The sequence below is a fragment of the Rhodococcus sp. EPR-157 genome (assembly GCF_001647195.1).
Classification (GTDB): Bacteria; Actinomycetota; Actinomycetes; order Mycobacteriales; family Mycobacteriaceae; genus Rhodococcoides.
The window spans coordinates 1-14,017 of record NZ_LVCV01000662.1 but is presented as its reverse complement, the minus strand read 5'-3'; the positions used below and the strand labels follow the sequence as shown (position 1 = coordinate 14,017).

14 protein-coding genes are annotated in these 14,017 nt (G+C 64.8%); 4 read left to right on the top strand and 10 right to left on the bottom strand.

Translation table 11 applies throughout. From position 1 onward, the window contains the following. Positions 1 to 63: 63 nt before the first annotated feature. Positions 64 to 534 carry an RDD family protein gene (locus A2J03_RS28050; RefSeq protein WP_068381058.1) on the top strand — a complete coding sequence of 157 codons (471 nt, stop codon included), beginning with the start codon at positions 64 to 66 and terminating at the stop codon, positions 532 to 534. A gap of 30 nt (positions 535 to 564) precedes the next feature. Here A2J03_RS28050 and A2J03_RS28045 read toward each other — a convergent pair whose 3' ends face one another. The 5 genes from A2J03_RS28045 to sucB all read right to left on the bottom strand — a co-directional run bounded on the left by A2J03_RS28045 (position 565) and on the right by sucB (position 6,043). After that, complete coding sequence (locus A2J03_RS28045) at positions 565 to 1,320, bottom strand: DUF4191 domain-containing protein (protein WP_068381046.1); 756 nt, start codon at positions 1,318 to 1,320, stop codon at positions 565 to 567. Positions 1,321 to 1,374: 54 nt separating this feature from the next. Then, complete coding sequence (lipA, locus tag A2J03_RS28040; RefSeq protein WP_442971419.1) at positions 1,375 to 2,427, bottom strand: lipoyl synthase; 1,053 nt, start codon at positions 2,425 to 2,427, stop codon at positions 1,375 to 1,377. 1 nt (position 2,428) lies between these two features. Further along, a complete protein-coding gene (gene lipB, locus A2J03_RS28035) occupies positions 2,429 to 3,193 on the bottom strand; it encodes a lipoyl(octanoyl) transferase LipB (protein ID WP_068381040.1) in 765 nt (254 codons plus the stop codon). A 43-nt stretch (positions 3,194 to 3,236) separates the two neighbouring features. Next, complete coding sequence (locus A2J03_RS28030; RefSeq protein ID WP_068381038.1) at positions 3,237 to 4,127, bottom strand: TIGR01777 family oxidoreductase; 891 nt, start codon at positions 4,125 to 4,127, stop codon at positions 3,237 to 3,239. 149 nt (positions 4,128 to 4,276) lie between these two features. Beyond that, a complete protein-coding gene (gene sucB, locus A2J03_RS28025) occupies positions 4,277 to 6,043 on the bottom strand; it encodes a 2-oxoglutarate dehydrogenase, E2 component, dihydrolipoamide succinyltransferase (protein ID WP_068381035.1) in 1,767 nt (588 codons plus the stop codon). A 395-nt stretch (positions 6,044 to 6,438) separates the two neighbouring features. On the opposite strand from sucB, the gene A2J03_RS28020 reads away from it, so the two are divergent. Continuing rightward, positions 6,439 to 6,768, top strand: a complete 330-nt coding sequence (locus A2J03_RS28020) for an oxidoreductase (protein WP_068381032.1) — start codon at positions 6,439 to 6,441, stop codon at positions 6,766 to 6,768. A gap of 90 nt (positions 6,769 to 6,858) precedes the next feature. Here A2J03_RS28020 and A2J03_RS28015 read toward each other — a convergent pair whose 3' ends face one another. Continuing rightward, positions 6,859 to 8,373 (bottom strand): leucyl aminopeptidase, encoded by a 1,515-nt coding sequence (locus tag A2J03_RS28015; RefSeq protein WP_068381029.1) that lies wholly within the window; start codon positions 8,371 to 8,373, stop codon positions 6,859 to 6,861. Between the two features lie 97 nt (positions 8,374 to 8,470). Between A2J03_RS28015 and gcvT the strand changes: the two genes are divergently transcribed. Beyond that, positions 8,471 to 9,571, top strand: coding sequence for a glycine cleavage system aminomethyltransferase GcvT (gcvT, locus tag A2J03_RS28010; protein WP_068381054.1), 1,101 nt, complete (start codon positions 8,471 to 8,473; stop codon positions 9,569 to 9,571). 33 nt (positions 9,572 to 9,604) lie between these two features. Then, a complete protein-coding gene (locus tag A2J03_RS28005; protein ID WP_068381026.1) occupies positions 9,605 to 10,708 on the top strand; it encodes a branched-chain amino acid aminotransferase in 1,104 nt (367 codons plus the stop codon). 5 nt (positions 10,709 to 10,713) lie between these two features. Here the strand turns inward: A2J03_RS28005 and A2J03_RS28000 are convergent, their stop codons facing one another. The 4 genes from A2J03_RS28000 to A2J03_RS27985 are packed head-to-tail and all read right to left on the bottom strand — an operon-like array spanning position 10,714 to position 13,834. Then, positions 10,714 to 11,475, bottom strand: a complete 762-nt coding sequence (locus A2J03_RS28000; protein WP_231912745.1) for an adenosylcobinamide-GDP ribazoletransferase — start codon at positions 11,473 to 11,475, stop codon at positions 10,714 to 10,716. Positions 11,476 to 11,477: 2 nt separating this feature from the next. After that, positions 11,478 to 12,566, bottom strand: coding sequence for a nicotinate-nucleotide--dimethylbenzimidazole phosphoribosyltransferase (gene cobT / locus A2J03_RS27995; RefSeq protein WP_068381023.1), 1,089 nt, complete (start codon positions 12,564 to 12,566; stop codon positions 11,478 to 11,480). A gap of 13 nt (positions 12,567 to 12,579) precedes the next feature. After that, positions 12,580 to 13,164 (bottom strand): bifunctional adenosylcobinamide kinase/adenosylcobinamide-phosphate guanylyltransferase, encoded by a 585-nt coding sequence (gene cobU, locus A2J03_RS27990; protein ID WP_068381052.1) that lies wholly within the window; start codon positions 13,162 to 13,164, stop codon positions 12,580 to 12,582. A gap of 13 nt (positions 13,165 to 13,177) precedes the next feature. Next, positions 13,178 to 13,834: a DUF3043 domain-containing protein gene (locus A2J03_RS27985; protein ID WP_068381020.1), complete on the bottom strand. Its 657-nt coding sequence runs from the start codon at positions 13,832 to 13,834 to the stop codon at positions 13,178 to 13,180. Positions 13,835 to 14,017 lie beyond the last annotated feature (183 nt).

Sequence of the window (14,017 nt, the reverse complement as noted above, 5' to 3'; positions counted from 1 at the left end):
CTTCCGCACACACTACGGTGAGGACTTCGCGACGGGTGGATGTCGGCGCCTATCCTGGTGTCCATGGCACGCATGACAGGCTCCTGGTTGTCCGGACCGAACTCCGCACTGCCGGAGGACGGCACGGAGCAGAACTATCCCGGTGAGCGTCTCGGACTGCCGTCGAACGGTCCAGGCGCACTGTCCGGTCTCGGCCGTCGTACCGGTGCGCTGGTGGCCGACTGGTTGATGTCGATGGGTATTTCGGCATTGATAGTCAACGTGACCGGAATCCAACAGTCCATGTCCACCATCACGTTGCTCGTGTGGTTCGTTCTCGGCGTCGGAACCGTCACCGTCTTTTCGTTCACACCGGGGCAATTGATCGCCGGAATCCAGGTCGCGCGGGTCGACGCCCAGGCGCGAGTCGGCTTCGTCCGGGCGCTCGTGCGCACGTTCTTTCTCTTGTTCGTCGTGCCGGCCGTGATCTCGGACCAGGATGGCCGCGGGATGCACGACCGGGCGACGGGTACCGCGATGGTGCGCGGACGCTGACTCGCGCTCCGCTCGTCGGTCCGTGATCGTTCAGCGACGCCTGATGGTGCGTTGAACGCCCTTCATCTTCGCTCCGCCGGGGATCGGTCCCTTCGGCATTGCCGGACCGCCCTTCGTTCCCAGTGCGGCCAGGCGGGATTCGATGGTGTCCATCCGTTTGGTGTCGATGTTGTTCGGCAGCTTGGTCAGGTACTTCTGCAGACCGGACAGCGGAATCTGGTTGTCACCGTTTCCGATCACGATGTCGTAGATCGGGGTGTCGCCGACGAGTCTGGCGGTTTTCTTCTTCTCCTGTGCGAGAAGAGCCTTCACGCGCTGAGGTGCGCCCTCGGCGATGAGGATCACGCCGGGCTTGCCGATGACGCGATGAACCGCGTCGAGCTGGGTGGTCCCGGCGACGGCATTGCTGACTCGCCAGGATCCCCGCAAGTTGTCCAGCGCCCAGGCAGCAGCACCGGCCTGACCGTCGGCCTTCTTGTACACCGACTTCTGCACTCGGCGTCCGAAGATGATGAATGCGACGAGCACGCCGACCAGTAGGCCGAAGGGCAACACGAACCACTCGACGCCGAAGATCAAACCGATCAGGAACGCGACGAGCGTGATCCCGACGATGGCACCGATCATCAGCGGCAGAAGCAGCTTGTCTTCTTTTCGCTGCATCTGGAACGCCTGCCACAGTTGGCCTCGACGTTCCTTGGATGCCTTCTTACGCGCAGCCTTCGCTGCTGCTTTTGCCTCTTTGCTGGGCTTGCCTGCTTTGCCCGCTTTACTGCCGTTCGCCATGCTTCACAGGATACGGCCCGTGTCGACCGTGATCTGCACCGCGCCGGAAGTGGCTCAGCGAGCAGCCAACCGAGCCATCAGTGAACTGGCTTCCTGCGATGCCTCGCCGCCTTCGACCAGGTGGGCCATGCTCTCCGGCAGTGCACGTCCGTGATGCGCCATTGCCTGCGCGTACAGCCGACCGGCGCGGTAGGACGAACGGACCAACGGTCCGGCAAGCACGCCTGCAAAGCCGATTTCGGTGGCGTAGTCGGAGTGCTCGACGAACTCCTCCGGCTTGACCCAGCGCTCGACCGGATGATGGCGAGGAGACGGTCGTAGGTACTGGGTGATGGTCAGGATGTCGCAGCCTGCCTCGTGCAGGTCGCGAATCGCTTCCTGAACCTCTTCCGGGGTCTCGCCCATTCCGAGGATGAGGTTGGACTTGGTGACGAGGCCGTCATCACGCGCAGCGGTGATGACATCCATCGATCGCTGGTAGCGGAACGCGGGCCGGATGCGCTTGAAGATTCGTGGAACCGTCTCGACGTTGTGCGCCAGCACCTCGGGCCGAGAGGAGAACACCTCGGCGAGCTGATCCGGTTTGGCGTTGAAGTCGGGGATCAGAAGCTCGACGCCGGTAGTTGGGTTGAGCCTCTTGATGTACCGCACGGTCTCGGCATAGAGCCACGCGCCGCCGTCTTCGAGGTCGTCGCGCGCGACGCCGGTGATCGTGGAGTAACGCAGGCCCATCGCCTGCACACTCTCTGCAACACGGCGGGGCTCGTCACGGTCGAGATCGTCGGGCTTACCTGTGTCGATCTGGCAGAAATCGCAGCGACGGGTGCACTGCTCGCCGCCGATCAGGAAGGTCGCTTCGCGGTCTTCCCAGCATTCGTAGATGTTGGGGCAGCCGGCTTCCTCACACACCGTGTGCAGGCCTTCGCGCTTCACGAGACCCTTGAGCTCGGTATATTCCGGGCCCATCTTTGCCTTGGTCTTGATCCAGCTGGGCTTGCGTTCGATCGGGGTCTCCGCGTTTCGGATCTCGAGGCGGAGAAGTTTGCGTCCGGGTGGTGCGAGCGCAGCGTCAGGGGGTGTTTTCGGGGCCACAGTCACGAATTCGATGCTACGCGCCGAACTTCGTCGTGGTGAACTGCGGGCCACTGGCTCTTTCTGCCACGTCCAGGCGTGCAACCGGGTGATCGACGACTTCGAGGCTGCCGTCGAGGGCAGCCTCGACGGCGGACACGACAGCCGGAATCACGTCCGCGACCGTGACATTGCGATCGAGCTCGCTCGACAGCGAGGTAACCCCCGCGTCGGCTATCCCACACGGGACGATTGCATCGAATCCGGCCGTCGAAGAATTGCAGTTCAACGAGAAGCCATGCAACGTCACTCCGCGCTGGACGCGGACTCCGATTGCGGCAATTTTGCGTTCGGGCACTGTCGCGCCGTTTTTCGTTCCGGCGGCGAGCCATACCCCCGACCTGCCGTCGATGCGACCGCAGTCGATACCGAGATCGGTGCAGACCGAGATCAAGGCTTCCTCGATTCGGCGCACATAGCGCACCACGTCGATCGGTTGCGCCAGCTTCACGATGGGGTATCCGACGAGTTGGCCAGGACCGTGCCAGGTGATCTTGCCGCCGCGATCGACCTCGATGACCGGTGTTCCGTCCGTCGGACGGTCCTCGGGGGACGTTCGACGTCCGGCGGTGTACACAGAAGGATGCTCGAGAAGCAAGAGTGTGTCTCGGCCTCTGCCGTCGGCGCGCATGTCGGCGAGCTCGCGCTGACGGTCCAAAGCCTCGAGGTAGTCGATCGAACCGATCTCCTGGACGTCGATCGGATCAGAACTCTCCCGAGCGGAGATTCCAGCAGTGTTCATAGGTGACGACGTTACGCCTGGCGCCGGCGCGGCTCGAACGACGTCAGTTCCCGACCGCCGCCCGCAGGGCCTCACCGACGGTGTGATGCGTGAACGCGTAGCCGGTGTCTTCCAAGACCTTGGGGATTGCCCGCGGCCCGGTCAGAATCGCTTCTTCGGCGAACTCGCCGATGGCCAACTGGAGAGCGAATCCAGGGACGACCCACGGTGCCGGACGGTGAATCGCACGTGCGAAGGCGCTGTTGAACTGTGCGTTGGTGACCGGGGCTGGGCCCACCATGTTCACCGGCCCACGCACGGCGTCGTTTTCCAACCCGTGGATGGTTGCGCCGATCTCGTCGTCGAGTGAGATCCACGGGAAGTACTGACGCCCACTCCCGAGGCGACCTCCGAGAGCAAGTAGGTACAGCGGGCGCAGCTTGGCCATCATTCCGCCGCGACGAGAGAGCACGACGCCGCTGCGCAGCAGCACCGTGCGGACTCCTGCGTCGCTCGCCGTCGTCGTCGCACCTTCCCAATCTCGGCACACCTCCGCGAGGAAACCCGTACCGACGCCGTCCGATTCGTCGACGACGCGATCACCGGTGTCGCCGTAGAAATTGACGCCGCTGGCATTGACGAGCGTCGGGACCTCGAACTTCACACATGCGTCGGCCAGTACCTCGGTTGGAGTGATGCGGCTGTCGCGAACCTGCTGCTTGTACGCACCCGACCATCGCTTGTCGCCGATGCCGACTCCGCACAGGTTCACCACGGCATCGGCGGAGCGCAACGCTTTTTCGTCGACGCTGCCGTTCGGTGGATCCCATCGGAATTCGTCGGGGCCCGCAGGCGCACGACGAACGAGCCTCGATACCTCGTGGCCCTTGCTGCGCAACGACGCTACGAGCGAGGTACCGATCAACCCTGACGAACCTGCAATCACGACGCGCATGATGTGAGACGTCCCTCCTCGACGGTTTCGGGGCACCACCCGCAAATGCGAGTGGTGCCCCGACTGTGTGTTACTCCCCGGATCTTCGAGGACCGATCAAGCTTTCGGTTCTGACTTCACGATACAGACGACGCCGACTGCGTACCTTTTCAGATACCCAGATCCGCTTCGAACGACGCTTCTTCCAGACGCTGCTTGATCGTGGTGAGGAAGCGGCCTGCGTCCGCACCGTCGACAAGACGGTGGTCGTAGGTCAGCGGCAGGTAGACCATCGATCGAACACCGATCGACTCGTTGCCTGCGGAATCCTTGACCACGACCGGGCGCTTGACGATTGCACCCGTCCCGAGCATTGCCGCCTGCGGCGGAACCAGGATCGGGGTGTCGAACAGAGCGCCCTGGCTGCCGATGTTGGTGATGGTGAAGGTGCCACCGGACAGTTCGTCGGGCTTGAGGCCTCCGGTGCGCGCCCGCGACGCGATGTCGGCGATCGCACGAGCCAGTCCGCCGAGGGACAGATCGCCCGCGTTGTGAATGACGGGGGAGAGCAGCCCTTGCTCCGTGTCCACGGCGATGCCGAGGTGGACGTCGGCGTGGTAGGTGATCTCCTTCTTGTCCTCGTCGATGCTCGCGTTGACGTTCGGGTGTGCCTTGAGTGCCTCGACCACTGCCTTGGCGAAGAACGGGAGGTACGTCAGGTTGACGCCTTCGTTCTTGGCGAACGTCGACTTGGCCTTGGTGCGCAGTGCCGCGATCGTGGTGACGTCGACCTCGAAGGTCTGCGTGAGCTGAGCGGACGTCTGCAGCGACTCACGGGTCTTCTTCGCGGTGATCTGACGAATGCGGTTGATCTTCTGGGTCGTACCACGCAGGTGCGCGAGTTCCGGCCGTACACCGGCAGACGCAGAAGCGGCGGGAGCAGCGGCTGCGGGAGCGGCTGCAGCGGCAGGAGCTTCGGCCGGTGCCTTCTTGGCCTCCGCGGCAGCGAGCACGTCCTGCTTGCGAACGCGTCCACCGACGCCGGTTCCCTTGACCGTCGACAGATCGACGTCGTTGTCTGCGGCGAGCTTGCGGACGAGGGGGGTGACGTACGGGGTTGCATCGCCCGACGGAGCCTGGGCAGCTTCCTGCTTGGGCGCGGCCTTCGGTGCTTCGGCTTTGGGTGCTTCCTGCTTCGGAGTTTCCTTGGGCTTTTCGGCCTTCGGTGCTTCCTCGGGTTCGGGTGCGGGAGCCGGCTTTTCGGGCTCGGGTGCCTTTTCGGGCTCGGGAGCCTTCGCGGCGGGAGCGCCGGACCCGATCACGGCCAACTGGCCGCCGATCTCGACGGTATCGTCTTCTTCGGCAGTGATCTCGAGGAGCGTGCCTGCCACTGGCGACGGAATTTCGGTGTCGACCTTGTCGGTGGAGACCTCGAGCAGAGGCTCGTCGACTGCGACCTCGTCGCCGACTGCCTTGAGCCAGCGGGTGACAGTTCCCTCGGTCACCGACTCGCCCAGTTCGGGCATCGTGACCGGTGTTCCGGAACCGCTGGAATCCGACTTCGCAGCCGGCGCATCCTGTGTCGGTGTCTCGTCTTCGGCCTGCGGCTCAGGCTCGGCAGCCGGGATCGGCTCTTCCTCCGTGGTCGGTTCTTCCTCGGCGGCAACCTCTTCCTCGGCTGCGGGTGCAGATGCTTCGCCTGCTTCACCGATCTGGCCGAGTTCCCCACCGATTTCGACGGTGTCGTCTTCCTGAGCCACGATCTTCGTCAGAACGCCAGCAGCGGGGGAAGGGATTTCGGTATCGACCTTGTCCGTCGATACTTCGAGCAACGGTTCGTCGACCTCGACGGTGTCGCCCTCCTGCTTGAGCCACCTCGTGACAGTTCCCTCGGTGACACTCTCACCAAGAGCTGGCATCTGGACGGAGAAGGCCATGTCTGTTGACTCCTCGACAGTTGTATGCGGGTAAATTCAGTTCTTACGACTTGTGGTCGTAGACCATTGTGCTGGCGTTGCTGGATTCGCGGACGATACTTGCGTTAATTGCGATCATCAGCGCTGTGGACGTCCGGGGTAGGGCGTCCGAATCGCGTTCGGAAATACGAGCGCTCGACGATGGTCGGCTGAATCCAGCTGGCACGTCGGCGCCCTTCCTTCATGGTCGGCAATCGTTCTCGACAACGAGAGAGTTGAACCCTCTACCGTCATCCTTCCATCCCGCGGCCCGGCGTGTTCCCCGAGGGCGCTGACGCCGCTGGCAAACTGGTGAGTAACACGGGGTGCGCGAACAGCGACGTCAGTGAGACGCATCGATGACAGGAGTGAGCGCAGTGGGGTTGTTCGATCGCTTCGCACGACGCGGCGGCAAAGGTAGACGCGCCAAAGAGGGTTCGACGGCCCAGTACCTCGCCGATTGGACAGTGGCGCGGATCGGGGTCGAGGCATATGTCGAACCGAAGACCACAGTGACGCCTGTCACAGTGGTCCTCGTTGCGAACGACGGCGAGTGGACTCGCCGCGCCGTCGACGAGCGGGATCTGAGAAAACTCGGTCCTGACCTGAAGATTCCCGTCTACGACGTCCGAAAGACGCGGTATCCGCAACGGATGCGCGACTACGACGCTCGGCAGAAGATCCTCAAGCGCCGAGCCGCCGAATAGCGGCTCCGCCGCAGTGGCACGGTTGAGTGCACTCCTGTGCACTCAACCGTGCCACTGACGCGGAGCGTTGGGTGTTGCTGACGCGAGCTTCTAGCCGTTCTCCACGATGTCTTCGAGCACCGCGAACATCGTCCGCACCGGCACACCCGTGCCGCCCTTGCCGACGTAACCGAACGGGCCTGCGGTGTTGTACGCCGGTCCCGCAACGTCGATGTGTGCCCATTCGACGCCCTCAGCGACGAACTCCTTCAGGAACAACGCGGCCGCCAACATGCCGCCCGCGCGGCCGTTGGTGACATTCGCAAGATCGGCGACCTTCGAATCGAGCTCGGTCCGGATTTCGCTCGGCAGCGGCATCGCCCAGCCACCTTCGCCGACTGCTTGGGAGAGCCCGGCAACGCGATCGCGGAATTCGTCGGTGCCCATGACTCCGGGGGTTCGATTCCCCAGCGCCACCACCTGTGCGCCGGTCAGGGTTGCTGTGTCGATCAGGTAGTCCGGGTCGTCTTCGCATGCGCGGACGATCGCGTCGGCGAGTACCAGGCGGCCCTCGGCGTCGGTGTTGATGACCTCGACGGTGATTCCGCCGTACTGGGTCAGCACGTCACCGGGGCGCTGCGCAGTTCCGGACGGCATGTTCTCGGCCATCGGAACGGTGGCGACGACGTCGAGTTCCAGCCCGACCTTGGCCGCCAGGATCACCGTTGCGATGACGGCAGCTGCGCCCGCCATGTCGGAGGTCATGTTCTCCATTCCCGCTGCGGGCTTGATGGAGATACCGCCGGTGTCGAAGGTGATTCCCTTACCGACCAGCGCAACCTTCTTGGACTTCCGCTTACCACCGGAATGGGTCAAGCGCACCAATCGAGGGAGCCTGGACGAGCCTTTCCCGACGCCGTGGATTCCGCCGTAGCCGCCCTTCTCCAGCGCCTTGTCGTCGAGAATCTGCACGCTGAGACCGGCGTCGGTGCCCAGCTGCTTCGCGCGAGCGGCGAACTCCTCGGGATACAGGTGGCTCGGTGGCGTGTTGACGAAATCGCGCGCAATGGCAACGGATTCCGCAACGGCGATCGATCGAGCGAGTTCCGCTTTCGGTTCGCGGGCCCGGGGGCCGGGGACCAAGAGCTCGACGCGGCCGAGTGGTCCGGCGTCGGGACCCGGTGCTGACAGAGCGGACTTGAACTCGGTGAACGTGTACGCGCCGAGGAAGAAGCCTTCAGCGGCCGCACCTAGATCGAGGGAACCGAGCGTCGTCGCGGCGGTCGCTGTTCCGGCGAGGGACCGGGCTGCGGTGCCCGCGGAACGACGGATTCGCTCGGTGTCGATCGCGGCCGATTTGCCCAAGCCGACGGCGAGGACGCTTGCGACGCCGAGGGATGCCGGAGCCGGGATTCGGGTGAGTTCGTCGGCCTTTCCAGTCGCTCCGACGGCCTCGAACGAGTCGAGCAGGGCGGAGGCGTCGGCGTCGTTGATGTCGTCGGTGACGACGAGTTCGAGTCCGTCCTCGCTGGTGCTGAGCGCAACGACGAGAACGTCGACGTCCTTGCCGATGCGGCCGGCCAGCACCAATTCGGGTCCGAGGGTGCGCGATGAAGTCGAGGGCACGAGGGTTGCTCCTAGAGGATTGGAATCGAAACGTGTGGGTCGGGTTCGATCGTAGTGACCGGTGCTCGACGCCCGTGGTCCGCTAGCGTTGGCGTCCATGAGCGAAGCCGAACTTCTCCGCGGTCCTGTACACGCCGTCCACGTCGAACTCGGGGCCACGTTCGCTCCGTTCGGAGGCTGGGAGATGCCCGTGTCGTACGCCGGGGGGGTCGCCGAACACAAGGCCGTGCGACAGTCCGTCGGTGTCTTCGACGTCAGCCATCTCGGTAAAGCTCTCGTCAGCGGACCGGGCGCAGCAGATTTCGTCAATTCCACCCTCACCAACGATCTCGGCAGGGTCGGTCCCGGCAAGGCGCAGTACACGTTGTGCTGCACCGAATCCGGAGGAGTCGTCGACGATCTGATCGCCTACTTCGTCAACCCGGACGAGGTGTTTCTCGTGCCCAATGCGGCGAACACCGCGGCGGTGGTTGCCGCGCTGGCCGCCCAGGCGCCGGAGGGCATCACCGTGGTGGACCAGCATCGAGATTTCGGTGTGCTGGCGGTGCAGGGGCCGGGTTCGCGGGCGATCGTGGAGCAACTCGGACTGCCTGTCGACATGGAGTACATGGCGTTCGAGGACGCGCGTTGGGGCGACGTCCCTGTCCGCGTGTGTCGCACCGGCTACACCGGTGAGCACGGGTACGAGTTGATCCCCGCCTGGTCCGATGCCGAGGCACTCTTCCGTGCGCTCGTCGACGCAGTGCGCGCAGCAGACGGGCAGGTCGCCGGCCTCGGTGCGCGTGACACATTGCGCACCGAAATGGGATACCCCCTGCACGGTCACGAACTGTCGCTCGACATCTCCCCGCTCCAGGCTCGATGTGGCTGGGCGGTGGGGTGGAAGAAGGATCGGTTCTGGGGCAAGGACGCTCTTTCTGCAGAGAAAGAAGCGGGGCCCACTCGGGTTCTACGGGGCGTCAAGGCCATAGACCGCGGAGTTCTCCGTCAGGGACAAACCGTCGAGCGCGACGGAGTCGACATCGGTATCACCACATCGGGCACATTCTCCCCGTCGCTGGGAATCGGAATCGGCCTCGCACTCGTCGATTCGAGTGCGGGTGTTTCACCGGGAGACACCGTCGAGGTCAACGTGCGCGGGCGGGCACTGAAATGCGAGATAGTCGCGCCACCGTTCGTGTCGGTGAACACCAAGTGAGCGAGCCTGACCGGGTTGGATAAGATTTGCCCCATGACTGGCCTTCCCGAATTCACCCGCGTGCAGCATCCGTCTCCGGCTCCATCGGAGGCCAGGGACGCCGTACTGGCTGCGCCCGGGTTCGGGAAGTACTTCACCGACCACATGGTGATCATCGACTACACCTCGGACAAGGGATGGTACGACCCGACGGTCGCACCGTACGGTCCGATCCAGCTCGATCCTGCAGCAATGGTCCTGCACTACGGCCAGGCCATCTTCGAGGGTCTCAAGGTCTACCGGCAGCCGAGCGGTGAGTTCGCCTCGTTCCGGGTTCGTTCCAACGCCGAGCGGTTCCAGACGTCGGCACGGCGTCTTGCGATGCCGGAGCTCCCGCAGGAACTCTTCGTTGCTTCGATCGAGCAGTTGCTCGCAGTCGATCATCAATGGGTTCCCGAGGCGGGCGGCGAGGATGCGCTGTACCTGCGGCCGTTCATGTTCTCCACCGAAGCAGGCCTGGGAGTCCGCCCGGCCGACGACTACCGCTACATGCTCATCGCATCGCCAGCCGGTGCCTACTTCCCGCGGGGCGTCAAGCCGGTCAGTGTCTGGCTGTCGACCGAGTACGTGCGCGCCGCCCCCGGCGGTACCGGCGCGGCGAAGTTCGCCGGCAATTACGCCGCATCCCTTCTCGCACAGGCACAAGCCAGCGACGAGGGGTGCGATCAGGTTGTCTGGCTCGACGCCATAGAACGTCGGTACGTCGAGGAGATGGGTGGAATGAACCTGTTCTTCGTCTTCGGCTCAGGATCGGATGCTCGTCTCGTCACCCCGTCGTTGTCCGGGTCGTTGCTCCCCGGAATCACCCGAGATTCGCTGCTGGCACTGGCTACGGATGCCGGGATCCCCGTCGAGGAGCGTCGAATCTCGACGGAGGAGTGGCAGAAGGGTGCGGAGTCGGGCGAGATCACCGAGGTGTTCGCCTGCGGGACCGCTGCGGTGATCACCCCCGTCGGACGCGTGAAGTCCGCAGAAGGCGAGTTCGCCATTGCCGACGGAGAACCCGGCGAGATCACCCTCGCCCTACGGGACACCCTCACCGGCATTCAGCGCGGCACGTTCGCCGACACTCACGGTTGGATGACCAAGCTCGGCTGACCGATCTACCCGCCGAGCAGAAGTCCGACGACGGTGATGGTCGTGCTCACTTCGAGCGTTGCGCCGAGCACGTCACCGCTGACCCCGCCGAAGCGTCGGACGCAATGCCGGACACCGAGCGCTGCAGCGCTCAAAGCCACGACGGTCACTACCGGGCCCTGCCACCATCGTTCCTGTACCGCGACGAGCGACACGGCCAGAGTCACCACTGCCCAGGCCGCGACGACGACCCGTGATTGGGAATCGGCAACCAGCGCCCCGAAGCCTGTCGTGGTGGCCGGGGCAATGCCGCGACGGCATGCGAAGACGACGGCGACACGTCCGACCATGATGGCGAGAAGCACTGACACCCATGCGTTCTCTTGGGCAAGTTGGCCGAGGCCGGCCGCTTGGATTGCAAGCACCAGTGCGACCGTCGCGACGCCGAAGGGGCCTGCGCTGCCGGACTGCATCACCTCACGAGCGCGTTCCGGCGGACCGTAGCAACCGAGCCCGTCAGCGGTGTCGGCGAGCCCGTCGACATGCATCCCACGGGTCAGGAGAGCGAGCGAAGCGACTGTCACCAGACCGGCGACGAGGCTCGGCAACGACGCGAATTCGAACAACCACAGCAGGATTGCCGATATCGCACCCAGCAACGCGCCGACTGCCGGAGTCCAGGATATTGCTTTTCGACCCTCGTCCCTGCCTATCGAGTGCGGACCGCGCACGGGCAGCACGGTGAGCCACGACAGGGCCAGCCGTGGACCGACCAGCGCCGCGCGCACGGTCAGTCCGCCGACGTCGCTGTGGTTTCGGTGCTGACCCCGGCGTCCGTGAAGGTCGACATCGCGGTCAGCGTAGCGATCGCAGCGTGTACGAGATTCAGCGCAACCACTGCGCCCGATCCTTCGCCCAGACGCATGTCCAGTTCGAGAAGCGGCTCGATTCGCAAGTGACGCAAGGCGATCGAGTGAGCGGGCTCGGTCGATCGGTGGCCGGCCACCCACCACTCGCGCGCTCCCCGTGCTGATTCCTCGGCAACGAGCGCTGCAGCCGTGACTACGAGGCCGTCCAGGACGACCGGTGTGCGACGGTGTGCCGACTGCGCGAGAAAGCCTGCCATCGCGGCGATGTCGGCACCTCCGGCGACTCGGAGGAGCGCGATGGGATCCTTGACGACCGGACGCGCGCGTCGCATCGCGTCGCGAATCGCCGCGGTCTTGCGAATCCACCCGGCATCGTCGACACCGGTGCCGCGACCTACCGCCGCGACAGGCTCGGTATCGGTGAGTGCGGCAATCAGGGCCGTCGCGGGTGTGGTGTTGCCGATGCCCATGTCGCCTGCGATCAACAGATCGGCGCCGCTGTTCACTTCCTCGTCGGCAATGGCTCGACCGGCGTCGATTGCGGCAAGTACCTCGGCCTGGGTGAGCGCGTCTTCACGGTCGATCGAGCCGCTCGACTGTCTGATCTTGTGGCTGCTCACCGAGGGATCGGTGTCCACCCGAACCGATATGTCGACGACGCGAACCGACGCCCCCGACGCCTGGGCCAATGCGTTGACGGCGGCGCCGCCCGCAATGAAGTTGGCAACCATCTGCGCGGTGACCTCTGCTGGGTACGCCGACACGCCATGCGCCGAGACGCCATGGTCGCCCGCGAACACGACAACTCGTGGTCGGGACAGCGGCGCGGGTGGGCACCGGTCCTGGCACGCGGCGACCCACTCACCGAGCGCTTCGAGGCGGCCGAGGCTTCCGGCAGGCTTCGTCAGCAACAGTTGACGGGCGGCCGCCTGCGTGCGCGCGTCGGCGGACGGCGGAGGCACCGGACGAAGGGGCGTCGACGTCTCGGACGGTTCCGAAGTGGCTGTCACTGAGGACCTTTCATCATGATGGACCATCGGTGTCGGACACTGTGCCTGGTGCGTGCATCGTCGCCGTCTTCAATGTCAGTGGCAGACCGGCAACCACGAGGACGACCGAGTCGCACACTGTCGCCAATTTCCGGTTGAGGCTGCCCATCTCGTCTTGGAACAACCGGCCCGACCGGGTAGCCGGAACCACACCCCACCCGACCTCTGGGCTGACCAGTACCACCGGGGTCGTGCAGTGCTGAACCGCCTGCACCAGCGCATCGGAGGCGGGTGTGATCGTGCCGCGGGGGAGGTCCCAAGCCTGCCGATCATCGAGTGCGCCGGTGAGCCATGTCCCGACGTCGTCGACGAGAGTGGCGCCGTCGACCGAAGTCGACAGAGCCTGTGCCAGGTTCGTGGAACTCTCGACAGTCGTCCACTGCGACGGCCTGCGTCGTCGGTGGGCGTCGATGCGTGCGACCCAATCGGCATCGGTCGGGTCGTGTCTGCCAGTCGCGAGGTATCGGACCGGATGCCGGCCCTCGACGAGCGACTCGGCGAACGCCGACTTACCCGACCGCGTGCCGCCGAGAACGAGTGTGCGCAGCGGCAGTGTCACGGTGCGAACGATGTCAGACCGCAGCACCGCGGTCGACGCGGGGCTTCGGGGCGCGCATCTTGCGCAACTGCGAAGCACGCACGAACGCGTACCAACCGAGCTTGAAGCCACCGTCGGCTGTGTCCGGGAACCGCTCACGGACGCGGTTGTTGATCTGCCGGCCGATGAACACGCCCTCGATGACCATGAACAGCATCATGACGAACATCGCGAGCGTGACGAATGCCTGAACTGCCGGACTGAGGAACAGAGCGAAGATCAACAGCAGTGCCAGCGGCATGAACAAGCCGACGAGGTTGCGTCGAGCATCGACGAGATCACGTGCGAACGCTCGGACCGGCCCCTTGTCGCGGGGGAGTAGATACTTGTCTTCGCCTGCGAGCATGCGCGCGCGGCGGTCAGCCGACGCAGCACGACGTTCGGCGGAGGCCTGCTTTCGGTCCGTCTTGGACCCCTTGTTGGCCTTTCGTCGCTCGCGCGCTTCCTTACCCGTCATCGGCGGCGGTGCAACTGGACCACGCCGTCGGGCCTCGGATTCGCGGCGCTTGGGTGTGGGCCGACCCTTGCCGACGGCCTCGGTGGACGAGGCCTGGTTCGTGGTGGACGACTCGACCGACTTCGAATCGTCTCCGTCCGAATCGTCTGAGTTTCCGCGGCGTAGCAACTTCACCCGACCAGGTTATGGGATGGCAGCCCGAACTCGAACACCGGCCACGTCGGAGCAGGTCCGCCGATCGTGTGGACATGCCGACCGGGGGCGTGCGCCCTACACTTTCGACGATGCGAGTGATGGTTGCGCCCGATTCGTTCGGCGATACTCTGACGGCCACCGAGGCTGCCGACGCGATCGGTC

Bases quoted from the DNA above. Each gene is read 5' to 3' on its own strand.
- A2J03_RS28045 (WP_068381046.1), bottom strand. From the start codon at position 1,320: ATGGCGAACGGCAGTAAAGCGGGCAAAGCAGGCAAGCCCAGCAAAGAG.
- A2J03_RS28005 (WP_068381026.1), top strand. From the start codon at position 9,605: ATGACTGGCCTTCCCGAATTCACCCGCGTGCAGCATCCGTCTCCGGCT.
- A2J03_RS28050 (WP_068381058.1), top strand. From the start codon at position 64: ATGGCACGCATGACAGGCTCCTGGTTGTCCGGACCGAACTCCGCACTG.
- A2J03_RS28030 (WP_068381038.1), bottom strand. From the start codon at position 4,127: ATGCGCGTCGTGATTGCAGGTTCGTCAGGGTTGATCGGTACCTCGCTC.
- gcvT (WP_068381054.1), top strand. From the start codon at position 8,471: ATGAGCGAAGCCGAACTTCTCCGCGGTCCTGTACACGCCGTCCACGTC.
- lipB (WP_068381040.1), bottom strand. From the start codon at position 3,193: ATGAACACTGCTGGAATCTCCGCTCGGGAGAGTTCTGATCCGATCGAC.
- sucB (WP_068381035.1), bottom strand. From the start codon at position 6,043: ATGGCCTTCTCCGTCCAGATGCCAGCTCTTGGTGAGAGTGTCACCGAG.